Below are 21,575 nucleotides of genomic sequence, written 5' to 3'. Positions count from 1 at the left end.
GGTCCTAGCGTCGATCACCTCCCGCAGCCCCACCACCTGCACCGGAGTACGTCCGTGAGCCGAGATCTGCGCCCCGTCGGGCCGTTCCCGGACACGGGGCCCGAGTACGCGAACCGCACCGCGGCGGACGAGTCCGAGGGCCTCGCGCCCTGGTGCGACATGCTGCGCGAGCACTTCGTCGCCCTCGACGTCGACGACGTGGATCGCGACGGCCCGTTCGGCAGCCGGGTGCGCAGCACGCTCGTCGGGCACGTTTCAGCGGCCGTCGTCAGCTCCGCCCCGCAGAGCGCCCACCGCACCCCCGGCCAGGCCCGGACCGATCACCACGCGTACCTCCAGGTCGGCATGGTCGCCGAGGGCACCGCGGTCCTCGAGCAGGACGACCGCGAGGCCGTCCTGGGGCGCGGTGCGTACGCGGTCTACGAGACCGACCGCCCGTTCACGTGGCACTTCGCCGGCCCGTGGAAGCTCCTCGTGCTGACCTGGCCGCGCGAGCTGGTCGCCCTCGGCGCCGACGTGACCCGTGCGGCCACGGCCCGGACGCTGGGTGGGGACCGGCTCAGCTCGATCATCGGTCACACGCTCGCCGAGACGGCGCTGTCGCCGCCCGCACTGAGCGACGCGGGCGGCGGCCGGCTGGCCGGACAGCTCGCGGCGCTGCTCGGCACCGCGATCGGGGAGTCGCTGCGTCGCGGGGACGTCCTCTCGCCGAGCAGCGCCGCCGACCTCCGGCACCGGGTCGACTCCTACGTGGCCGAGCACCTCGAGGACCCCGCGCTCGGGCCGGAGGACATCGCCCGCGCCCACTTCATCTCGGTCCGCGCGCTGCACCGGGTGTTCGCCGACGCCGAGACCACCGTGGGGGCCCTGATCCGGCGCCGCCGTCTCGAGCACGCCCGACGCCGGCTGCTGGACCCCCGCGCCGCCGACCTGTCCCTCACCGAGATCGCCCACTCCTGCGGGTTCGTCGACCTGGCCTCGTTCAGCCGCCGCTTCAAGCTCGAGTTCCACGAACCGCCGGGCAGCTACCGACGCCGGGCCGGCCTCCGGGTCGGCCCCTAGCTCCAGATCGTCACGTACACCGGCGGGCGGAACCGCGACGGCGGGACGCCGCCGGTGGGGGAGCGCAGGATCGCCAGGGCCTCCGGGGTGCCGAGGAAGCGGTGGAAGGTGGCGGCCACCAGCCGTCGGTGGTCCGGCCGCAGCGTCGTGATGTACCAGCGCATCGGGACCGGCGTCGTCGGGACGGTCACGATCTCGAGGTCGCCGCGGCGCAGCTGCGGCGAGAGCAGGTGCCGCATCCCGGGGGCGACGCCGACGCCGGCGGTGGCGGCCTCCCAGGCGGTGGTCTGGGTGCCGAAGACCTGGACCTTGGAGTCGGGCACCCCGAGCCGGCGGAGCAGCGCGGCGACCTCGCTGTCGGGCTCGGCGCCCCGGGGTCCGAGCAGCCAGGTCCAGGTGCGGGGCATCCCCCGCGGCCGCCGACTGGGCGCGGCCGCGACGACGAGCTGGGCGCGCAGGACGGGGTCGCTGGTGAGCCCGAGGGTCGGGTCGCCGTCGAGACGCGGGCCGAGGGCCACGTCGGCGAGGCGCTGGGCCACCAGGACGGCCATCTCCGACCCGGCCGTCACCCCCCAGCTGGTCTCGACGGCCCCGGCGGAGCGCCGGTCGAAGGCGTCGGTCACCGGACTCGCGGCGAATTCGGCGATGGTGCTGGTGGAGACGATGCGCAACCGGTCGGCCGCGCCCTGGGCGGAGCGGACGGTGGCCTCGGCCTCCGCGCCGAGCGCGACGATCTGGGTGGCGACCGCGAGCAGCCGCTGCCCGCCCTCGGTGAGCTCCATCCGGCCGTGCTCCCGGGCGAGCAGGGCGTCACCGAGGTGCTGACGCAGCGCCGCCAGCGCCTGGGACACCGCGGGCTCGCTGACCCCGAGCGCCCCGGCCGCCGCCTTCACCGAGCCGAGCCGGGCGACCGCGACGAACGCGCTCAGCTGGGTCAGGGTCACCGAGCCAGTGTTGAGCAGCGATCGGGGTCGCACCAGGAACCACTTAACCGATTGCTTAGGGCGCGCTTCCCGCCGCACCTGCGGCCGTTCAGTCTGGCGCCTCCACGACCTCCCGGAGGACCGGATGCAGGTTCCCGCCCAGTTCGAGTACTTCAAGGCGACGAGCGTCGACGACGCGATCGCACTGCTGACCAGGCACGGACCGGAGTCGTTCCTCGTCGCGGGCGGGCACAGCCTGCTGCCGATGATGAAGCTGCGGCTGGCCGAGCCGGAGACGCTGATCGACATCAACGGACTCGACGACCTGGCCGTGATCGCCGTGGAGTCCGACCGGGTGCGGATCGGCGCGATGGTCCGCCACAGCGCCCTGCTGGCCTCCCCGGTGATCGCCGAGCACTTCCCGATCCTCACCGACGCCGAGCGGGTGATCGCCGACCCCGTCGTGCGCAACCGCGGCACCGTCGGCGGCTCGCTGTGCCAGGCCGACCCGTCGGAGGACCTCTCCGCCGCGTTCTCGGCGATGCGGGCCACGGCGGTCATCCGGGGTGCCGACGGCGAGCGGCAGGTGCCGGTGCGGGAGTTCCACCGGGGCCCCTACGAGACCGCGGTGGAGCACGAGGAGTTGCTCGTCGCGGTCGAGGTCCCGATCCTCGCCGGGTCGAGCAGCGCCTACGCGAAGCTCGAGCGCCGCGCCGGGGACTGGGCGGTCGCCGCCGCGGGCGCGATGCTCCGGCTCGACGGCGACACCGTCGCCGAGGTCGGCATCGGGCTCTCGGCCGTCGGCGCGTCGCACTTCGTGGCGCCGGAGGCGGAGGACCTCCTGCGCGGGGGACCGGCGACCGACGACGCGTTCGTCGAGGCCGGACGCCTCGCCGCCCGGCACTGCTCGCCCAGCGCCGACCAGCGCGGCCCGGTGGACTACAAGCGCCACCTCGCCGGCGAGCTCACGACCCGCGTGCTGCGCCGGGCAGCACGCCGCAGCCGAGGGGAAGAGGCCTGACGTGCAGATCACCGTGAGCGTCAACGGCGAGTCCTACGTCCGCGACGTCGAGCCACGCCTGCTGCTGACCCACTTCCTGCGCGACGAACTGCGCCTGACCGGCACGCACTGGGGCTGCGACACCTCCAACTGCGGCGCGTGCGTGGTCCGGCTCGACGGCGTGCCCGTGAAGTCCTGCACGGTGCTGGCGGCCATGGCCGACGGCGCCGAGGTCACTACCGTCGAAGGCCTGGCCCACGGCCGGACCGAGGCGGACCTCGACCCCGTCCAGGAGGGGTTCATGGTCTGCCACGGCCTGCAGTGCGGCTTCTGCACGCCCGGGATGATGATGACGAGCCGGGCGCTGCTCGACCGCGACCCGGACCCGTCCGCCGAGACGATCCGCGAGGCGATCTCCGGCCAGATCTGCCGATGTACCGGCTACGAGAACATCGTCCGCTCGGTGCAGTGGGCGGCCGCGAAGGAAGCCGCCGCCCGGGAAGCCGCCGACACCGAGTCGTCGGAGGCGATGGCATGACCGCCGTCGGAGAGCCCGGCGTCCAGGACCCGTCGGTCCAGATCCACGCCGCCGACGAGACCCCGCGCGGCTACGGGGCGATGAAGCGCAAGGAGGACGCCCGCTTCATCCGCGGCCGCGGCCAGTACGTCGACGACGTCGTGCTGCCCGGGATGCTGCACGGCGCCGTCCTGCGCAGCCCGCTGGCCCACGCCCGCATCCTCAGCATCGACACCAGCGCGGCGGAGGCGCACCCGAAGGTCCACGCCGTCATCACCGGCGAGACCCTCGCCGGGCTCGGCCTGGCCTGGATGCCGACCCTCTCGCACGACACCCAGGCCGTGCTGGCCACCGACAAGGTGCGCTTCCAGGGCCAGGAGGTCGCGTTCGTCGTCGCCGACGACCGGTACGCTGCCCGGGACGCCCTCGCCCTGATCGACGTCGAGTACGAGCCGCTGGACCCCGTGATCGACGCGAAGCGGGCGCTCGACCCGGACGCCCCGGTGATCCGCACCGACAAGGACGGCAAGGCCGACAACCACATCTTCGACTGGGAGTCCGGCGACCGCGCCGCGACCGACGCGGTCTTCGCCGACGCCGAGGCGGCCGATGACCAGCTCGTCGTCGTGCAGGACATGATCTACCCGAGGGTGCACCCCGCCCCGCTGGAGACGTGCGGCGCGATCGCCGACATGGACCCCGTCACCGGGAAGCTCACCCTCTGGACGACGACGCAGGCCCCGCACGCCCACCGCACGCTCTACGCGCTGGTCGCGGGCCTGCCCGAGCACAAGATCCGCATCATCTCGCCGGACATCGGCGGCGGCTTCGGCAACAAGGTCGGCATCTACCCCGGCTACGTCTGCGCGGTGGTGGCCTCGATCGTCACCGGCACTCCGGTGAAGTGGATGGAGGACCGCTCGGAGAACCTCATGAGCACCTCCTTCGCCCGCGATTACCACATGCGCGGCGAGGTGGCGGTCACCCGTGACGGCCGCATCCGCGGGGTGCGCGTCCACGTGCTCGCCGACCACGGCGCGTTCGACGCCACCGCCCAGCCGACGGCGTTCCCGGCCGGCTTCTTCGGCGTGTTCACCGGCTCCTACGACCTCGAGGCGGCCCATTGCGCCGTCACGGGCGTCTATACCAACAAGGCCTCCGGCGGGGTCGCCTACGCCTGCTCGTTCCGCATCACCGAGGCCGTCTACCTCATCGAGCGCATGGTCGACGTCGTCGCGCACGATCTCGGGATCGACCCGGCCGAGCTGCGGATGCGCAACCTGCTGCGGCCCGAGCAGTTCCCGTACCAGTCCAAGACCGGCTGGGAGTACGACTCGGGCGACTACCCGCACACCCTCCAGGTCGCGCTGGACAAGGCGGGCTATGCCGAGCTGCGTGCCGAGCAGGCCGACCGTCGTCGCCGGTTCGAGGCGGGTGAGCCGGTGTCCCTGATGGGGATCGGGCTGAGCTTCTTCACCGAGGCGGTCGGGGCCGGCCCGCGCCGGTCCATGGACATCCTCGGGCTGGGCATGGCCGACGGCGCCGAACTGCGGGTCCATCCCACCGGGAAGGCGGTGCTGCGGGTCTCCTGCCAGAGCCAGGGGCAGGGCCACGAGACGACGTTCGCGCAGATCGTCGCGCAGGAGCTCGGCATCTCGCCGGACGACATCGACGTCGTGCACGGCGACACCGACCAGACCCCGTTCGGGCTCGGCACCTACGGATCCCGCTCGACGCCGGTGTCCGGGGCCGCGACGGCGATGGTCGCCCGGAAGGTCCGGGAGCGGGCGAAGATCGTCGCGGCGGCGATGATGGAGGTCTCGGCCGACGACCTGGAGTGGAACGACGGCCGCTGGCAGGTCGCCGGCGACCCGGACGCGTCCCGCTCGATGGCCGACATCGCCATGGCCGCGCACTCCAACCTGGAGCTGCCCGACGGCGTCGAGGGCCACCTGGACGCGACCTGCGTCTACAACCCGCCCAACCTGACCTACCCCTGCGGCGCGTACGTCTGCCTCGTCGAGGTCGACCCGGGCACCGGCGCGGTCGACGTCCGGCGCTTCGTCGCCGTCGACGACTGCGGGGTCCGGATCAACCCGATGATCGTCGAGGGGCAGGTGCACGGCGGGCTCGCCGACGGCGTCGGGATGGCGCTGATGCAGTGCATCGCGTTCGACCTCGACGGCAACTGTCTCGGCGGCTCGATGATGGACTACCTGCTGCCGACGTCGCTGGAGTGCCCGTCCTGGGAACTGGGGGAGACGGTCACTCCCTCGCCGCACCACCCGATCGGCGCCAAGGGCGTGGGGGAGTCGGCGACGGTGGGTTCGCCACCCGCCGTCGTGAACGCGGTGATCGACGCGCTCGCCCCCTACGACGTCCGCCACGCGGACATGCCGCTCACCCCGGCGGCCGTGTGGTGCGCCGCCCAGGGCAATCCGCTGCGTCCCGATCTCGGGATCACGTGAGCGCGCCCGCCGTCCCGCCGACGGATCTGCTCACCCGGGTCGACCACCTGCGCAGCGACCGGACCCCGTTCGTGCTCGCGACGGTCGTCCGGGCCGAGCGCCCCACCAGCGCCCGGCCCGGCGATCGGGCGGTGGTGCTGCCCGACGGCACCGTCGAGGGCTTCGTCGGGGGCTCCTGCGCCGAGTCGACGGTCCGGATCGAAGGGCTGCGGCTGCTGCGCGACGGCACCTCCACGCTGCTGCGGATCACACCGTCGGCCGGCGGCGAGGTCACGCCGGCCGTCGACGGGGTGATCACCGTCGACAACCCCTGCCTCTCCGGGGGCACGCTGGAGATCTTCCTCGAGGCGATGGTCCCGCCGACGGTGGTCGTGGTCCTCGGTGACGGCCCGGTCGCGCGGGCCCTCGCGTCGCTCGGTGCCGCGCTCGACTACGACGTTCATCTGGCGAGCGGCGTGGATCCGGTCGACGACGGGACGGTCCCGGCCGACGCGGCCGCCGTCATCGTCGCCTCGCACGGACGGCAGGAGGAGCCGCTCCTGACACGGGCCCTGCGCGCGGGCGTGCCCTACGTCGCGCTGCTCGCGAGCCGGCGCCGCGGGGCCGCCGTGCTCGACGGGCTCGACGACGGGGACCGGGAGCGGGTCCACACGCCCGCCGGTCTCGACATCGGCGCCCGCTCGCCGTCCGAGGTCGCGCTCTCGATCTACGCCGAGATCGTGGCGACACGGAGCCACCGCGTGTGGCCGGTCTCCACCGTCGTGGGTGCGGCGCCCGCGCCGGACGCCTCGCAGGCGGTCGACCCGGTCTGCGGCATGACGGTGGCCTGCGTGCCCGCCAGTTCGTCGGCGGTCGTCGACGGGGTGACCCACTGGTTCTGCGGGGTCGGCTGCCGGCAGGCGTTCCTGGCTCCGTCCGGCGATCCTGCGGCGGCTTCGTGACGGCCCCCGCGGAGTTCCCGGACGTCGCGACGGTGCAGGAGGCCCTGTCCGGCCGTGGCTACCTCGCCGACGAGTCGCTGGCGACGGCGCTGTTCCTGGCCACCGCGATGCGTCAGCCCATCCTGCTGGAGGGCGAGCCCGGCGTCGGGAAGACGCAGGCCGCCGTCTCGCTCGCCGCCGCGCTCGACACCCCGTTGCTGCGGCTGCAGTGCTACGAGGGGCTCACCGCGTCCGAGGCGATCTACGAGTGGAACTACCCGCGCCAGCTGCTCGCGATCCGGCTGGCCGAGAGCCGCGGCGAGACCCTGCGCGACGCCGACCTGTTCACCGACGACTACCTGCTGGAACGCCCGTTGCTCGCGGCGCTGCGCCATCCCGGACCCCGGCCCGCGGTGCTCCTCGTCGACGAGATCGACCGCGCCGACGACGAGTTCGAGGCCTACCTGTTCGAGGTGCTCGCCGAGGCGGCCGTGACGATCCCCGAGCTGGGTACCCGCCGTGCGCTCGTCCCGCCGATCACGGTCCTCACCTCGAACCGCACCCGCGACCTGCACGACGCCCTCAAGCGTCGCTGCCTCTACGCCTGGATCCGCTATCCGGAGGCGGCGCGGGTGGAGGCGATCATCCGGGGTCGGGTACCGCAGGCGGGCGACGTCCTCGCCGACCAGGTCGCCCACGCCGTGTCCCGGCTGCGGGGCCTCGAGCTGATCAAGCCGCCCGGGGTCGCCGAGGCGATCCACTGGACGGGCGCGCTGGTGGCGCTCGGCGTCGATCTCCTCGACGTCGCCGCGGCCGAGCGCTCCCTGGGGGCGGTGCTGAAGTACGACGAGGACCAGCAGCTCGCGCGGTCGGCGCTCGACGCGGTCGTCGGCGGGCGGTGATCGTGACGGCCGCACCCGATGTCGCCACCCTCGCGGCCGGGTTCGCGGCCGCGCTGCATGAGGCCGGCCTGCCCGTGACGCCCGAACGGGCCGAGCGGTTCGCGCGGGCGGTCCTGCTGATCCGGCCCGAGACCCAGCGGTCGCTGCGCCAGGCGGGTCTCGCCACGCTGGTCTCGGACCCGGCGCAGATCGGGACCTTCGACGCCGTCTTCGCCGCGACGTTCTCCGGGATCGTCGACCCGGCCGAGCAGCGGGGCGACCCGTCCGCGCCGCCCCTCGGCGTCGAGACGCAGATGTCCACGACGCCGGCCGCGTCGGGTGGTTCCTCGGCAAGCGCCGACGACGACGTCGGGGGCGGGGGGAACGCGCGGGAGGTTCCGGTCGCCGGGGTCGCGAGCGCCGCCGAACGGCCGGAGCCGCTGCACGACCGGGACTTCGCGTCGCTCTCACCGGCCGAGCTGCTGGCCCTCGCGGACGCGATGCGCCGGCTGCGCGTGGCGACACCGCCGCGACGCACCCGCCGGTTCCGCCCGTCCCCGCACGGTGACCGCGTGGATCTGAGGGCGACGCTGCGGGCCGCGCGCGGGACCAGTGGGCACCCGACACGGATCGTCCATCGCGCCCGACGCACCCGTCCGCGGCGTCTCGTCGTCCTCTGCGACGTCTCCGGGTCGATGGAGCCGTACGCCCGGGCGCTGCTCCAGCTGCTCTGGTGCGCGTCGGGTGGCAGCCGTGCCGAGGTGTTCGGCTTCGCCACCCGGCTGACCCGGCTCACGTCGGTGATGGCCCGTCAGCAGCCGCAGGTCGCGATCGACCGCGCGGTGCGGCGCTGCGTGGACTGGGCCGGCGGCAGCCGCATCGGCGACGCGATCGCCCGGTTCACCGACGTCCAGGGGCGGCGGGGGATGGCCCGCGGCGCCGTCGTGCTGGTGATCTCCGACGGCTGGGACACCGGCGACCCGGCGCGGCTGGCGGCCGCGATGGAGCGGCTGTCCCGGGTCGCGCACCGGGTGGTGTGGGCGAACCCCAGGACGGCGAGCCCCCACTACCGGCCCCTCGCGGGCGGGATGGCGGCGGCGTGGCCGTACTGTGACGCCGTCGTCAGCGCCCACAGCCTGGACGCCCTCGATGATCTGCTGGACGCCCTCGCCGACGTCAGCCCTGGTCCGGACGGAGGGTGGGCCTCGCCAGCACGTCCGCGGCGAGGCGGTGGATGAGGCTGTCGACGGTCATCCGGTGGCCGAAGTCGGCGTAGGCGACCAGCTCGCGGGAGACCAGGTCGCCGACCGGCCCGGGCAGGGCGCGCCGGGCGTGGTGAGCGGCCGCCCGCAGCCGTGACTTCTCGTGCGGCGCGAGGACCGGGGCATTCCCGTCGATGCGGGGTGGCGGCGGCGGAACGTGGATCGTGGCCATCGCAGCGCCTCATCCCAGGAGGGGCAGGAGCAGGTCGGCCGCCCGTCCAGCACCGTCGGGCCCCGTGGACACCGGGTGCACCGGCCGCCCGAGCAGCTCGACGACCGCCGCGGCGACCGATTCGGCGGTGGCGTCCGCGTACTCCATCCGCCGGCCGGCTCCGAGCCGCGACAGCCGGTGCGGCACGTGGAACTGCTGCTCGAAGTGGTGGGCGAGCGGGAAGTACAGGAACGGGCGACCGGCCACGGCGAGCTCCATCGTGGTGGTCAGCCCGCCCTGCACGACGGCGACGTCGCAGGCGGTGAGCTCGCGTTCGAGGTCGGGCACGTGCCCACGGACCTCGACGCCGTCGGGCACGAGCAGCGAGGCCGGGTCGATGCGAGGCCCGGCCACGGCGATCATCCGCAGGCCGGCCACCTGCTCGGCGAGCAGCGGGTAGCAGGCCCCCACCAGCTCGAGCAGCGGCCGGCCCACCCCCGAGCCACCGACGCTGACCAGACAGACCCGCTCACCGGGCCGCCATCCGAGCTCGGCGCGCAGCTCGTCCCGGTCGCGGGGCGGGCCGCCCGTGGCGACCCAGCCGCTGAACGCGAAGTGCTCGCACGTCCAGTCGCGGACGGTCGGCAGGCCGGGCCCGAGCGGCCGGGTCACCAGGTCCTCCGGGCCCCCGACGAAGATCGAACGGTCCCGCAGCCGCGGATACCGGGCGACGTGCTCGATCATCTCGGCGTTGTAGTCCGCCGTCAGCGCCTCCTCCTCGCGCCCGCCGTCGGGCATCGGGAGCCACCCCACGAAATCGGTGAGCCAGGCGTACGGCGTGCGCTTGAGCTCAGGGTTCTCGTGCAGGAAGTGGTCGATCTCCCAGCCTTCGTCGGCGACGACGAGGTCGTACTGCCCGGCGTCGACGACGTCGGCGAAGACGTGGAAGTTCGCCAGCAGGATCTCGTCCATCCGCCGGATCGCCCGGAACGCGTGGAGGTCGTGCTCGCCGGCCTCGGCCTCGATGTGAGCGCTCTCCCCGGCCAGCAGCGAGCTCGCCGGATGGACGCGCGACCCGTCCGCCCGCAGGAGCGTGGTGACGGGATGCTGGGCCAGCCAGTCGATCCCGACGTCCGGACGACGGCGCCGGAGCTCCCGGGCGATCGCGACGTCGCGGCGGGCGTGACCCAGCCCGATCGGCGAGCTGACGAACAGCACCCGGTGGGGCCGGGAGCGGGCGGGTGTCCAGCTCACGGATGCCGGGCGCGGCCCGGTCACCGAGCGCAGGAACTCCCGCAGCAGCAGGTTGACCTTCACCGGTTCCCGGACGGTGGGCGCGTGCCCGCCGCCCGGGATCGTCACCAGGGACCCGCCGGTCCACTCCGCGATGGCGACGCCGTTCGGGTACGGGGTGACCGCGTCCGCGTCACCGTGTACGACGAGGACCGGGCAGCGCACCGCCCGGCAGATCTCCTCCGCGTCGGCGGCCGTCGGCTCGCCCACCCCCGCGACGGTGCCGGCCAGGGTCTCCCCGTCGGTGTCCAGACCCCACCCGACGAGGTCCTCCCACTGCTTCGACGAGTGCGGCTCGTGGACGACCTGGGACATGAAGAACTCGACCCAGCCCCGGTAGTCGGCCTTCCAGTAGTGGCGGTTGGCCTTCTCCCACCCCTCGTGGGAGGCACGGACGTCGTCGAACCCGGGCGGCAGCGGCCAGGGCAGCGCCGTCCCGATCGCGACCACCCCGGCGACCCGCTCGGGGTGCCACGCGGCGAGCTGGAGCGCCCGCCGCGCACCGAGCGAGAGCCCGATCGCGACGACCCGCTCGGTGCCGGTCGCGTCCAACACCGCCACCGCGTCCCCGACGGCCTCCCGGTCCAGGTAGGCCGCCGGGTCCGCGGGACGGTCGGCCGCGCCGTTTCCCCGTCCTTCCAGCGTGACGACGCGGAACTCCCGGGCCAGGAACGGGACCTGGGACTTCCACTGCCGCATGTGCACGATCGCCCACGAGGTCAGGAGCAGCACGGTGGGCGCCCCCGCGGGCCCGGCGAACACCTCGTAGCCGACCCGCACCCCGCCCCGTTCGATGGTCCCGACCTCGTCGGGCTCCCGTGCGCGCACTGACCCCACCCCCCTTCCGCGGGCGCTACGGCCGGAGCTCGTAGACGAGGTTGAACGGCGTCTCGGTGGCCTGCCGGAACCGGGTGAACCCGGCATCGGTGGCGATCTGGCGGATCGCCGCCGGGCCAGCCTGCGCGCCGAGGCTGTAGCCGCCGGGCTGGGACCGGCCGTTGGGCACGCACAGGAACGTGGACAGGGCGTAGTAGAGCCGGCCGACCGGGTTCAGGTTCTCGGCGAGCGTGTCCCCGGCGCGGGGCTCGACGACCATCCAGGTCCCGTCCGGCGCCAGCGACTCGCGGACATGGCGCGCCGCTCCGAGCGGATCGCCCATGTCGTGCAGGCAGTCGAAGGAAGTCACGAGGTCGAGGTCCCGGCCGGAGAACGACGTGGCCGAGGCCACCTCGAAGCTGGTCCGGTCCGCGACGCCGGCCTCGGCGGCACGCTTGCGCGCGATCTGGACGGACTCGTCGTGGTAGTCCGAGCCGGAGATCGTCGACGCCGGGTAGGCCTGCGCCAGCAGCACGGTGGACGACCCGTGACCGCAGCCCACGTCCGCGACGTGGGCGCCGGAGCGCAGCTTCTCCTCGACGCCGGTCAGCGCCGGGATCCACGACGCCGTCAGGTTCGCGACGTACCCGGGTCGGAAGAAGATCTCGCAGCCGTCGAAGACGTCCGGATCCTGCTCGTGCCAGCCGACCCCGCCCCCGGTGCGGAAGGCCTCGGTGATCCGCGGTTCGGCGCGCAGCGCGCCGAGGGCGAGGACGAAGGCCCCCGGCAGATAGATCGGGCCGTCGGGGTCGGTGAGCGCGAACGCCTGTTCCTCGTCGAGCGCGAACGTGCCGGCCTCCGCGTCGTAGCCGACGTAGCCGCTCGCGGCCTGCGCGGCGAGCCACTCGGCGACGTAGCGGGTGGTCGTTTCGGTGCGCCGCGCGAGCTCCTCCGGGGTCGCCGGGCCCTGCGCCAAGGCCCGGTAGAGCCCGAGCCGGTGCCCGATGACCACCCCGCCGGCCGCGCTCGCGGCCCCCAGGTCGGTCACCATCTTCCCGACGAACGCCATCAACTTGTCCTGGTCCACCGTCATCGTCGCCTCCTCGTTGTTCGGTGCGGTCGCCGAGGACGTTGCCGATCGGCGTTGCGCGCTCATTGCGCGACCGTCGCGGCGGTGGGAGCGCACCCCTCGAGCGAGGCGGCCGCAAGCACCGTCCGCCACCCGTGCCGCTGCGCAGCCACCGCGAGCGGGGCCAGGGCGGCGTCGGCCCGGTCCGGCCGGCCGATCGCCCGCCACGCCCGGGCCACCCCGAGATACGCGTCCGCCCCGAGGAGCCACGCCGAGCCGACGGGCGCGTCGACGGCGGCGAGCAGGCGGTCGGCCTCGATCAGGGTCGGCGGCACCGGACCGCCCGGAGCGTCGCGGGCCTCCGCCTCGGCGAGCGGAGCCAGGCAGCGCAGCCGGCACGCGGCGATGGCGTCGGTCCCGGCGGCGGACACCGCCTCGGCCGCGACCCGGCGGGCCTCGCGAGGCTGCCCGAGCTCGAGCAGCGTCGCCGCCAACATCGCCCCGGCGGTGGGCCACCACCACAGATGGGCGGCGCGCCCGCCGATCTCGACGGCGCGGCGGCCGTGCTCCACCGCCGCGTCGAGATCACCCTGCAACCGGGCGACCCAGCCGAGGTGGGCGACGAACCAGGTGGCGTGGCCGGGGTAGCCGCTGCGACCGCTCTCCTCGACGGCCTCGCCGATGCGCTCGCGTGCGTCGTCCCACCGACCGTCCGCGATGGCGCCGAACGATCCCTCGAACAGCGCCCACGGTAGGTACCAGCGGTCGTCGCGCCGTCGCACGAGGGGCTCCATCTGGTGGACGACCTCGGTGAGCTGGGCGATGTGGCCGAGATAGGCGTGCGCGGTCTTGAGGCCGTCGAGGCCCGCCACGAGGGCCTCCTCGTCCCCGGCGGCGCGGGCGGCCCCGACGGCGCGGGCGCCTTCGTCGAGGGCCTCGACGAAGGCCAGGCGGTTCGTGGCCAGGACCGCGAGCCGAGCCCGGAAGTCCGCCTCGGCGCCCGCGTCCCCGTAGTCCAGGGCGTGGCGCAGCCCCTGGCGCAGGCGCTCGGTGCTCTCGCCGACCGGTCTGCCCAGGGCGACCGGGACATCCCCGCCGAGCTCGCGCAGGGCGGCCATCTCGAGCCGACGGTCACCAGCCTGCCGGGCGGCGACGGCGGCGGCGTCGAGGTCCGCCCAGGCCTCGGCGAAGTGCTCCAGACCCTCGCGGGCGCGCGCCCTGGCGACGAGCACCCGGCCGACCAGCTCCCGCGAACCGGCGCGATCCGCGGCGTGCAGGGCCTGGCCGAGGAGGGCCTCGGCGTCGCCGACCCCGCCGCGCCGGGTCGCGGACCGCCCGGCGAGGAGGAACGCGCGGGCCGCCCGGCTCCAGTCCTCGACCGCGAGGGCGTGGACGCCGACCGCCTCCGGGGTCGCGGTCAGCAGGTCGGCGGCGCGGCGATGGTGAAGGCGTCGGGTAGGGGTGGGTGTCGTCGCGTAGAGGACCTCGTGGATGAGGTCGTTGGCGAACTCGTACGCACGGTCCGTGGGAACCAGGAGGCGCGCCGCCGCGGCCTGCTCGCAGCGTCGCGCGGCCTCCACCGGGTCGAGCCCGAGCAGGCGTCCCACGACGGTCGGATCGACGGTGGCGCCGAGGACCGACCCGGCCCGGAGGAGCTCCTCGACGGTGTCGCCGAGCCGGCGGACCCGGGCCACGACGGCGGCCTGCAGCGACTCCGGGACGTCGTGATCACCCGAGGCGAGTGCGCGGAGGACCTCGACGACGAAGAAGGGGTTGCCGCGCGTCCTGCGCTCGATCGCAGCGCCGCGGTCGGTCTGTCCGGCGCGGTCGGCCAGCACGGCGACGTCCGCGGGCGAGAGCCGTCCGAGGTCGAGGCGGCTCGCTGCGCGCTCGAGGGTGACCAGGGAATCGGAGCCCTCCTCGATCCGCACCGTGGCCACGACGAGAAGGCGGGCACTCCCGGAGCGCAGCGCGAGGTGGTGCAACAGCTCGACGGTGGCCGTCCCGGCGTTGTGCAGGTCGTCGAGGACGAGCAGCATCGACCGGTCGACGGTCAGGGCGCGGAGCAGCCCCCCGATCGCTTCGAAGGAGCGCCGGGCGTCCGGCACCGAGGCCTCGGGGTCGTCCACCCCGAGCGCGTCGGCGAGATCGGGGAAGAGTCCTGCGAGGGCCCGGCAGTGATGACCCGCGGCCCCACGGATCACCTCGAGCGGGAGACCGGCGAGCGGGGCGGCAAGGGCGTCGATCATCGGTTGGAGGAACAGCGAACGCTCCGCGACGTGGCAGCGACCGACCGCCACCCGGGCGCCGGATCCGACGGCGACGTGCTGTAGCTCCGTGGTCAGCCGGGTCTTGCCGATCCCGGCCTCGCCGACGACGAGGACGATTCCGGGCTCGCCGCTGCCGGCCCGGTCCCAGTGCCCGATCAGACGGGCGATCTCCTTGTCACGGCCGACCATTGCCGACGCACGAGCAGGAGGGGTCCGTCCCGGACCTCCGGCGTGGCCGGACACGGGACGTCCCGGGGCGGCCGGGGCCTCGTGCAGCACGGCCAGGTAGGCGTCGCGGGTGGCCGGAGCGGGTTCGACCCCGAGCTCGTCGGCGAGCCGGGCGCGGAACTCGTGGAAGGCGAGGACCGCCCGGGCCGGCTCCCCGGCGGCCTGGTCGGCGGTGAGCAGCAGCCGCATCGCCGGCTCGTCGTAGGGGTCGGCCGTCAGGGCAGCCGCCGCCAACGTCCTCGCCGCGGTCGTGTCGCCGGTGGCGAGCGCGGCCTCGGCGGCGTGGTGGTGCGCGGCGCGACGCAGCTCGCTCCACCTGCGGCGCAGGTCGACGACCCACGGCGCGTCGTCCTCCTCGGCGAGCGGCTCGGCGTCGACGAGCTCCAGGGCACGGCGCGCGGCCACTGTCGCCGGCCCCGAGGCGCCTGCTGCGAGGTGTCGAGCCGCCCGGGCGACCAGGTCGGTGGCCTCGTCGAGATCTACTCCGACGTCCGGAGGCTCGCCGAGCCGGTAGCCCTGCCGATCGCCGAGGACCGCGGCGTTGCCCAGCCGTCCCCGTAGCCGGCTGATCAGGGTGGCGACGTTGGCCGACGGGCTCCGGGGTGGTCCTTCGGGCCAGAGCGCCTCCGCCAGCCGGTCCGGCGTCACGGCTTGCGGGCGCCGCGCGGCGAGGACCGCGAGCAGCCTGCGCTCCTTCGGGCTCCCGATGCGCAACGGCTCGGGAGGGGAACCCTGTTCGACGCGCAACGGACCGGCGAGCCGGACCGTGACACTCATTACGACACTATGCGGCTGCTCCAGGTCGAGAGCAATGAAGCCATTATCGGGAGATCCTAAGATCTGTTCGAAGGTCGGTGTGAAGGGTTTGTTCCAGCGACGTGGAGATCGTCGGCCTCGGCATGATCCGTGACGCTGAGTGCGAGTCCGATTGCGGGCGGAGTCGGTCATGTCGGACGACGAGTATGTGTCTTGACTCCACGTCACGAACCGCAGGACAGTTCATCCTCCGGACCGAATCGGGAAATGGGGGCGACGATGTCGTGGAATCTGCGGGGCAGCTACGTCGAGACGTGCTCCTGCGAGCTGATGTGTCCGTGTAACCTGTCATTCGATCATGGAGCGACCTACGATTTCTGCCGGGCGAGCCTGGTGTTCGACATCCGTGAGGGCGCGGTCGAAGGTACCGACATCGCCGGCTGCAAGGTCGCGATCATCATCGACACCCCGAAAGTGATGACCGACGGCAACTGGCGCGTCGGCGTCTTCGTGGGGGACGAGGCCAGTGACGGCCAGTTCGAGCAGCTCGTGCGCGTGTTCGGTGGTCAGATCGGCGGGCCGATGGCCGGTCTCGCGCCGTTGATCGGGGAGATGCTCGGGGCCGAGCGCGCGACGATCGAGATCGACGACGACGGGCTGCGCCACTCCGTGCGGATCTCCGGAGGCATCGATTTCGACGTCGAGGACATCGTGCCGTTCGGGGTCGAGTCCGGCGAGCCGGTCAAGTTCTCCGGCATGTTCCACCCGGTCGCGTCGGACCTCACGATGGCTGAGGCGAAGTGGTCACGCATCAACGCGTTCGGGATCGAGTACGAAGGCAGGACAGGATTGTCGACGTCGGACTTCTCCTGGGCGGCCTGACGTCGTGACCGCCGCCTCGGACCGCCGCTCCGCGGTCGAGGACGGCCCCCGCCCGGCACTGGCCGCTTCCAGGACGCGCCTCGGCCTGGTCCTGTCGCTCTTCGTCCTGGCCGGGCTCGGCTGGTGGTGGACCGCCGGGCAGATGCGCGGGATGGACGATGGTCCGTGGACCGCCCTCGGGGGACTCGGCTGGTTCGTGCTGGTCTGGCTCGTGATGATGGCGGCGATGATGTTCCCGTCGATCGCGCCGACCGTGGCGCTCTACTCCCGTATGACCAAGGGTCGTATTCGCCTGGCGCCGCCGATGTTCACGGCCGGATATCTGCTGACCTGGACCGCGGCGGGTGTCGTCGCCTGGATGATCGCCGCCGCGACGCGATGGATTCCGGCCGACGCGGTGCCGTGGGAGCAGGGAGGGCGTGTGTTGGCCTCGGCGGCCCTGATCGCTGCCGGTGCGTACCAGCTCACGCCTCTGAAGAACGTCTGCCTGACCCGGTGCCGGAGCCCGCTCGGATTCCTGCTGGGGTCCTGGCGCGACGGTCCGATCGGCGGCCTCGGGATGGGCGCGAAACTCGGTGGCTGGTGTGTCGGGTGCTGCTGGGCGCTCATGCTCGCCCTGTTCGCGCTCGGCATCATGAGCATCGCGTGGATGGCGTTCGTCGCCGCCCTGATCGCGATCGAGAAGATTCTGCCGTGGCGGGCCGTTGCCAATTACGGCATCGCGGTCGTGCTGGTCACCCTCGGCGTGCTCGTTCTGGTGGCTCCTGCTGCGATACCGGGACTGACGATTCCGGCCGGTCAGACCATGGTCATGTGAGGCCCATTCCCGGCGCCCTCAACGCCCCAGTCGTGCAGCCAGCGTGGCTGTGCCTGGTCCGGTCAGTTCGTCGAGCGCGTGCGGGCGGCCGGCGATGGCCATGAGCAGTGGCTCGGCGGGCCCTTCGACGACGGGTCCGCGTCCGTTGCTCCAGCCGGTGTCGGTGGCGACGAGGCGCAGGCCACGAGCCCGGGAGAACGCCCGGATGGGCGGCGCGATCCGGGCGAAGGGGAGCGCCTCGTCCAGCCGCTCGGCCGGCACATCCCGGGGGAGACCGAGGGAGCGGCGAATGTCCTGGTGGTGGATCAGCCCGTCGACCAGACCGATCCGTCCCCCGAAGCCCGCCGTGAGGCCGGCCGGCTCGAGGTGCTTGCCGAATTCGGCGAGCAGTTCCTCGGGGGTGAGGGATGCGTAGTGCCGGACGCCGACGGCGTTGACCCGGTCGGGCACGAACCAGCCCTGGGCGAACCGTGAGGCCAGGCCGAGGGCGCCGAGGTCGTCGTAGCTGACGATGTGCGCGACGACGTCGCGGACCCGCCACTGCGTGCAGAGCGTGGGCGCGTTCCACTGATCGGCGTCGAGTCCGGCGAGGAGCGCGGCGAGGTCGGCGCGTTCGTCGCGCGCCAGCTGCATCGGATCGCTCACGGCTGATCTCCGGAGTCGTCGGCGGTCAGGCGTCGTGGTGGCCTGATGTGAGCGGATCAGTGTGCTCCCGTGCAGCGGGCCGCGCGATCCCCGTTGATCGACTTCCGCGTGACGGAATGCCTCAAATTTGACGCATTCCGTCACACGGAAGTCGATCATGCAGGCACGGACCCAAGGTTCGTGCTTGGAGAGCGGCCCATTTCCTGATTACAGTGTTGCAATGGAGCCGACGCTGCATGACTGGGCCGGCGGGAGCGCGGCGTTCCGTCGGCTGATCGACGCGTTCTACGACCGCGTCGAGAAGGACGAGCTGCTGAGCGTCCTCTTCCCGGGAGGCGTCTCCGAGGAGCACCGGGCGCACGTGACGCTCTGGTGGATCGAGGTCTTCGGCGGGCCCGCGGACTACACCGGGACCCTCGGCGGCTACGAGCGGATGCTCGCCCACCACCGGGACCTCGGGATCACCCCGGAGCAGCGGCGACGCTTCGCGGAGACCATGAGCCGGGCCGCCGACGACGCCGGCCTCCCGGACGATCCGGAGTTCCGCGCGGCGTTCGTCGGCTACGTCGAGTGGGGCACCCGGCTGGCCCTGCACAACTCCCAACCCGACGCCGACGTCGTCGAACAGGCGCCGGTACCGCGGTGGGGATGGGGCGTCGCGCCCCCGTACCAGCCGTCCTGATCGACGCCGCAGGGGCCGGAACTCGACGCCATGGCTATTCGATCTGGATGTCGGGTCGTCGGGCGACGGTGGTGGCGAGCTCGGCGCGATTGTGGAGTTCGAGCTTGGCATAGATGTGCTCGAGGTGGGTCTTGACGGTTCCTCGTGAGATGAACAGTTCCCGGCCGATGTCAGGGTTCGTCAGGCCACGGGCGGCCAGGCGGGCGACGTCGAGCTCGGTGGGAGTCAGGGCTCCCCAGCCGCTGGCCGGGCGTCTGCGTTCGCCGCGGGAACGTCGGGCGTAGGCGACGGCGGCGTCGGCGTCCATACGCCGGCCTTCCTCCCAACGCGCCGCGAACTCCTCGCCCAACCGGTCGTGGACTTCGGGCCGATCGGTGACGGCCTCGGTCGGGTACGGGCCGGGGAGATCGAGCGACTCCCGCAGCCCATCGGCGGCGCCGAGCAGCCGGGCGGCGGCAGGAGCTGCGCCGAGGTCGAGAGCAGTGCCGCCGAGGGCCTCCAGGGCGTCGGGGAGATCGATGATCAGGCCGGCGTCGTGGATCTCGGCGAGCCCGTCGTGGGCGAGCCGGTCGGCGGTCAGGGGCTCACCCCGGCCGCGTTCGAGCCGGGCGAGCAGAACCCGGCACGGGCCGACGAGCGCGGAGCCGAACGTGGTGCTGGCTTCGAAGGCGGCTTCGGCGGCGGCTGCCGCGCGCTGCTGGTCGCCGAGCGCGAGGGCGCCGGCGACGCCGATCACGGCGAGTCGCAGGCCCTCGTTGGGGACGAAGGTGCCGCGCAACAGTTCCGAGAGTTCCTCGAGCGCGTCGAGCGCACCGATCGGGTCGCGCTCGTGGCGGGCGATGCGCCTGATGCCGGCGACGAAGGCCGTCACCACCGGGGACAGGGGGGTGTGGGGCGGGGTGGTCTGGCCGGCGATGGAGTCCAGGTCGGTGTACCGGCGGCGGGCCAGCGCAGTGGTCACCTGACCGGCGCGGCCCCACAGCTCGATGGCCGGGTCGCCGATGCGTTGGGCTTCGTCCGCGCCCCGGCGAGCAGCCGTTGCCGCCTCACCCAGCCGTCCCGCGGCCGCGGCGATGCAGGCGAGCCCGAGCTGGTGGCAGGCCAGCTGGAAGGCGTTGTCCTGGGCCTCGGCCATCGCCGCCGAGTCCATCACCGGGTCGAGGGCCAGCAGCGTCCGGTGCTGGATCAGGTGGCTGAACCCGAGGATCTGCAGGGCGTCGGTCTCGCACCAGTGGTCGCCGCACGAGCGCGCCAGTTCGATCGCGCGTGCCATGACCGTTCGGCAGTGCGGGGGGTCGAGCATGAAGGCGAGCGCGCCGTGGGCGTGGAGACTCCGGGCCTGCCCGCGGAGGTCACCGGCCGCGGTCGCTTCGGCCAGCCCGTGGTCGGCGTCAGTCGTCACGGCGGCGAAGTCGGCCCCGTAGAACCGGTCGTAGGCGACGGCGGCCCAGGCGCGGCCACGCAGTGCGCCCGGGGCCGCGGGATGCGCCGCCAGCACCCGGACAGCCCGGTCCGCGCCTTCGAGGCCGAGCCCGCGCTGCGCCCAGAAGAAGGTCAGCGCCACGACCAGGCGTAGCCCGGTCTGCTCTCCGGGTGCGGTGGCCACCGGGCCGCGGGCCGCGTGATCCAGGGCTACACGCAGGTTCGGTAGTTCCTCCTCGACGGCGTCGAGCACGTCCAGGTCGGCGCGTGTCATGCCCTCGTCGTGACTCTCGGCGAACGCGCACACCCAGCTGAGATGGCGTTCGGCGACGTCGTCGGCCTCGCCGGCGGCCGCGAGCTGCTCCCGGCCGTAGTCCCGGATCGTCTCGAGCAGCCGGTACCGGTCACGGGCAGCGTCGAACTGGACCAGGGAGCGGTCGACAAGCCCTCCGAGGAGGTCGAGGACGGCATCGGACGAGAGCGGGGCGAATCCCGCGACCTGCTGTGCGGCCTCCATCCGGAATCCGCCGACGAAGGTCGCCAACCGCCTCAGCACGATCCGCTCGGCGTCGGCGAGCAGGTCGTAGGACCACTGCACCGAGGCGTGCAGCGTGCGGTGCCGGGCCAGCGCACCCCTCGGCCCGCCGATCAGCAGCCCGAAACGGTCGTCGAGCTCGGTGACGATGCGGGCAAGGCTCATCGTGCGTGCCCGCGCGGCGGCGAGCTCGAGGGCCAGCGGGATGCCGTCGAGCCGGTGGCAGACCTGCACCACCGACGCGGTCTCGTCGGTGTCCCCGGACGGGCCCGGTCGTGCTCGTCCCAGACGCTCGACGAACAGCCGGGAGGCGTCGAATTCGGCGAGCCCGTCCGGATCGCACCCCTCGGGCGGGGCTGCCATCGAGGGCACCCGCCAGGTCGTCTCGCCGTCCACGCCGAGGGGCTGGCGGCTGGTCGCCAGGACCCGCAGCGCTCCGGTGCCGCGCAGCAGTTCGTCGACCAGGGCGGCGGTCGAGTCGACGAGGTGCTCGCAGTTGTCCAGCACCACCAACATCTCGCCCTCGGCGACGTGCTCGACGATCACCTCGGCCGCCGGACGTCCCTCGAGAGGTATCTCCAGCACCCGGGCCAGTGCGTCGCCGACCAGCGCGCCCTCGGTCAGGGCCGCCAGCTCGACCCACCACACTCCGGCGGGGAACCGTGACGCGGTACCCGCGGCCACCTGTCCGCCCAGCCGGGTCTTCCCGCAGCCACCCGCCCCGGTCAACGTCAACAACCGGGTGCCGGTGAGCAGCCCGCCCGCCTCGGTGATGTCACCCGCCCGACCCACGAAGGAACTGGGCGAATTGGGCAGATTGCTGGGCACCCCGAGCCGACGATGCCGGGGTGGTGAAGACAATCCGAGCGGAGTGGCGAGATCGGACACGGCGCCAATGGTCCGACCGGTACACGTTCTCTCGCAAGGTCGGCCACTTCATCATTGCGCATATCTGCCACCTGGCCGATGTCCTGCC

Annotated in this window: 17 protein-coding genes; 10 read left to right on the top strand and 7 right to left on the bottom strand. The window is 73.4% G+C overall.

Translation table 11 applies throughout. The annotated features are described in order from the left end of the window. Positions 1-54 precede the first annotated feature (54 nt). Entirely contained in the window at positions 55-1,062 is a 1,008-nt protein-coding gene (locus LQ327_RS17575; protein ID WP_230735966.1) for a helix-turn-helix domain-containing protein, read from the top strand. Here the strand turns inward: LQ327_RS17575 and LQ327_RS17570 are convergent. After that, positions 1,059-2,006, bottom strand: a complete 948-nt coding sequence (locus LQ327_RS17570; protein ID WP_230735964.1) for a LysR family transcriptional regulator — start codon at positions 2,004-2,006, stop codon at positions 1,059-1,061. The two genes, LQ327_RS17575 and LQ327_RS17570, sit on opposite strands and share 4 nt — an antisense overlap. Before the next feature lie 124 nt (positions 2,007-2,130). On the opposite strand from LQ327_RS17570, the gene LQ327_RS17565 reads away from it, so the two are divergent. From LQ327_RS17565 to LQ327_RS17540, 6 genes are all read left to right on the top strand, one after another. Then, entirely contained in the window at positions 2,131-3,006 is an 876-nt protein-coding gene (locus LQ327_RS17565; RefSeq protein ID WP_230735962.1) for an FAD binding domain-containing protein, read from the top strand. 1 nt (position 3,007) lies between these two features. Then, positions 3,008-3,523, top strand: coding sequence for a (2Fe-2S)-binding protein (locus LQ327_RS17560; protein WP_230735961.1), 516 nt, complete (start codon positions 3,008-3,010; stop codon positions 3,521-3,523). An 80-nt stretch (positions 3,524-3,603) separates the two neighbouring features. Next, positions 3,604-5,970, top strand: coding sequence for an aerobic carbon-monoxide dehydrogenase large subunit (locus LQ327_RS17555; RefSeq protein WP_230736281.1), 2,367 nt, complete (start codon positions 3,604-3,606; stop codon positions 5,968-5,970). Next, positions 5,967-6,911 carry an XdhC family protein gene (locus LQ327_RS17550; protein ID WP_230735958.1) on the top strand — a complete coding sequence of 315 codons (945 nt, stop codon included), beginning with the start codon at positions 5,967-5,969 and terminating at the stop codon, positions 6,909-6,911. The genes LQ327_RS17555 and LQ327_RS17550 overlap by 4 nt, the downstream gene beginning before the upstream one ends. Further along, a complete protein-coding gene (locus tag LQ327_RS17545; RefSeq protein WP_230735956.1) occupies positions 6,908-7,792 on the top strand; it encodes an AAA family ATPase in 885 nt (294 codons plus the stop codon). The genes LQ327_RS17550 and LQ327_RS17545 overlap by 4 nt, the downstream gene beginning before the upstream one ends. A gap of 2 nt (positions 7,793-7,794) precedes the next feature. Further along, on the top strand, positions 7,795-9,009 hold the full coding sequence (locus LQ327_RS17540) for a vWA domain-containing protein (protein ID WP_230735953.1): 1,215 nt from the start codon (positions 7,795-7,797) through the stop codon (positions 9,007-9,009). On the opposite strand, the gene LQ327_RS17535 is transcribed toward LQ327_RS17540, so the two are convergent. The 4 genes from LQ327_RS17535 to LQ327_RS17520 are packed head-to-tail and all read right to left on the bottom strand — an operon-like array spanning position 8,948 to position 15,637. Then, positions 8,948-9,205, bottom strand: a complete 258-nt coding sequence (locus tag LQ327_RS17535; RefSeq protein WP_230735951.1) for a hypothetical protein — start codon at positions 9,203-9,205, stop codon at positions 8,948-8,950. The genes LQ327_RS17540 and LQ327_RS17535 overlap by 62 nt on opposite strands. A gap of 9 nt (positions 9,206-9,214) precedes the next feature. Next, the gene (locus LQ327_RS17530) at positions 9,215-11,305 is read right to left on the bottom strand and encodes an alpha/beta hydrolase (protein WP_230735949.1); all 2,091 of its coding nucleotides are present in this window, start codon (positions 11,303-11,305) and stop codon (positions 9,215-9,217) included. Positions 11,306-11,330: 25 nt separating this feature from the next. Continuing rightward, positions 11,331-12,386 carry a class I SAM-dependent methyltransferase gene (locus tag LQ327_RS17525; RefSeq protein ID WP_269070268.1) on the bottom strand — a complete coding sequence of 352 codons (1,056 nt, stop codon included), beginning with the start codon at positions 12,384-12,386 and terminating at the stop codon, positions 11,331-11,333. Positions 12,387-12,445: 59 nt separating this feature from the next. Next, entirely contained in the window at positions 12,446-15,637 is a 3,192-nt protein-coding gene (locus tag LQ327_RS17520; protein WP_230735947.1) for an ATP-binding protein, read from the bottom strand. 246 nt (positions 15,638-15,883) lie between these two features. Between LQ327_RS17520 and LQ327_RS17515 the strand changes: the two genes are divergently transcribed. Continuing rightward, positions 15,884-16,498: a DUF1326 domain-containing protein gene (locus LQ327_RS17515; protein WP_230735944.1), complete on the top strand. Its 615-nt coding sequence runs from the start codon at positions 15,884-15,886 to the stop codon at positions 16,496-16,498. Positions 16,499-16,502: 4 nt separating this feature from the next. Further along, positions 16,503-17,315 carry a DUF2182 domain-containing protein gene (locus LQ327_RS17510; protein WP_230735942.1) on the top strand — a complete coding sequence of 271 codons (813 nt, stop codon included), beginning with the start codon at positions 16,503-16,505 and terminating at the stop codon, positions 17,313-17,315. Positions 17,316-17,333: 18 nt separating this feature from the next. Here the strand turns inward: LQ327_RS17510 and LQ327_RS17505 are convergent, their stop codons facing one another. Next, positions 17,334-18,119 (bottom strand): maleylpyruvate isomerase family mycothiol-dependent enzyme, encoded by a 786-nt coding sequence (locus tag LQ327_RS17505; RefSeq protein WP_308286337.1) that lies wholly within the window; start codon positions 18,117-18,119, stop codon positions 17,334-17,336. Between the two features lie 61 nt (positions 18,120-18,180). Here LQ327_RS17505 and LQ327_RS17500 point away from each other — a divergent pair, with 61 nt between their 5' ends. Next, positions 18,181-18,642, top strand: a complete 462-nt coding sequence (locus LQ327_RS17500) for a group II truncated hemoglobin (RefSeq protein ID WP_230735940.1) — start codon at positions 18,181-18,183, stop codon at positions 18,640-18,642. Between the two features lie 34 nt (positions 18,643-18,676). Here the strand turns inward: LQ327_RS17500 and LQ327_RS34835 are convergent, their stop codons facing one another. After that, positions 18,677-21,391, bottom strand: a complete 2,715-nt coding sequence (locus LQ327_RS34835) for a helix-turn-helix transcriptional regulator (RefSeq protein WP_308286336.1) — start codon at positions 21,389-21,391, stop codon at positions 18,677-18,679. Positions 21,392-21,575: the final 184 nt, after the last annotated feature.

Source organism: Actinomycetospora endophytica (assembly GCF_021026375.1).
In the GTDB taxonomy this organism is placed as follows: Bacteria; Actinomycetota; Actinomycetes; order Mycobacteriales; family Pseudonocardiaceae; genus Actinomycetospora; species Actinomycetospora endophytica.
The sequence above is the reverse complement of the archived record's forward strand: the minus strand, read 5'-3'. Positions and strand labels throughout refer to the sequence as shown.

Excerpts from the sequence above, each read along its gene's own strand:
- LQ327_RS17500 (WP_230735940.1), top strand. The coding sequence starts at position 18,181 with ATGGAGCCGACGCTGCATGACTGGGCCGGCGGGAGCGCGGCGTTCCGT.
- LQ327_RS17525 (WP_269070268.1), bottom strand. The coding sequence starts at position 12,386 with ATGACGGTGGACCAGGACAAGTTGATGGCGTTCGTCGGGAAGATGGTG.
- LQ327_RS17505 (WP_308286337.1), bottom strand. The coding sequence starts at position 18,119 with ATGATCGACTTCCGTGTGACGGAATGCGTCAAATTTGAGGCATTCCGT.
- LQ327_RS17520 (WP_230735947.1), bottom strand. The coding sequence starts at position 15,637 with ATGAGTGTCACGGTCCGGCTCGCCGGTCCGTTGCGCGTCGAACAGGGT.
- LQ327_RS17535 (WP_230735951.1), bottom strand. The coding sequence starts at position 9,205 with ATGGCCACGATCCACGTTCCGCCGCCGCCACCCCGCATCGACGGGAAT.
- LQ327_RS17565 (WP_230735962.1), top strand. The coding sequence starts at position 2,131 with ATGCAGGTTCCCGCCCAGTTCGAGTACTTCAAGGCGACGAGCGTCGAC.
- LQ327_RS17515 (WP_230735944.1), top strand. The coding sequence starts at position 15,884 with ATGGGGGCGACGATGTCGTGGAATCTGCGGGGCAGCTACGTCGAGACG.
- LQ327_RS17555 (WP_230736281.1), top strand. The coding sequence starts at position 3,604 with ATGAAGCGCAAGGAGGACGCCCGCTTCATCCGCGGCCGCGGCCAGTAC.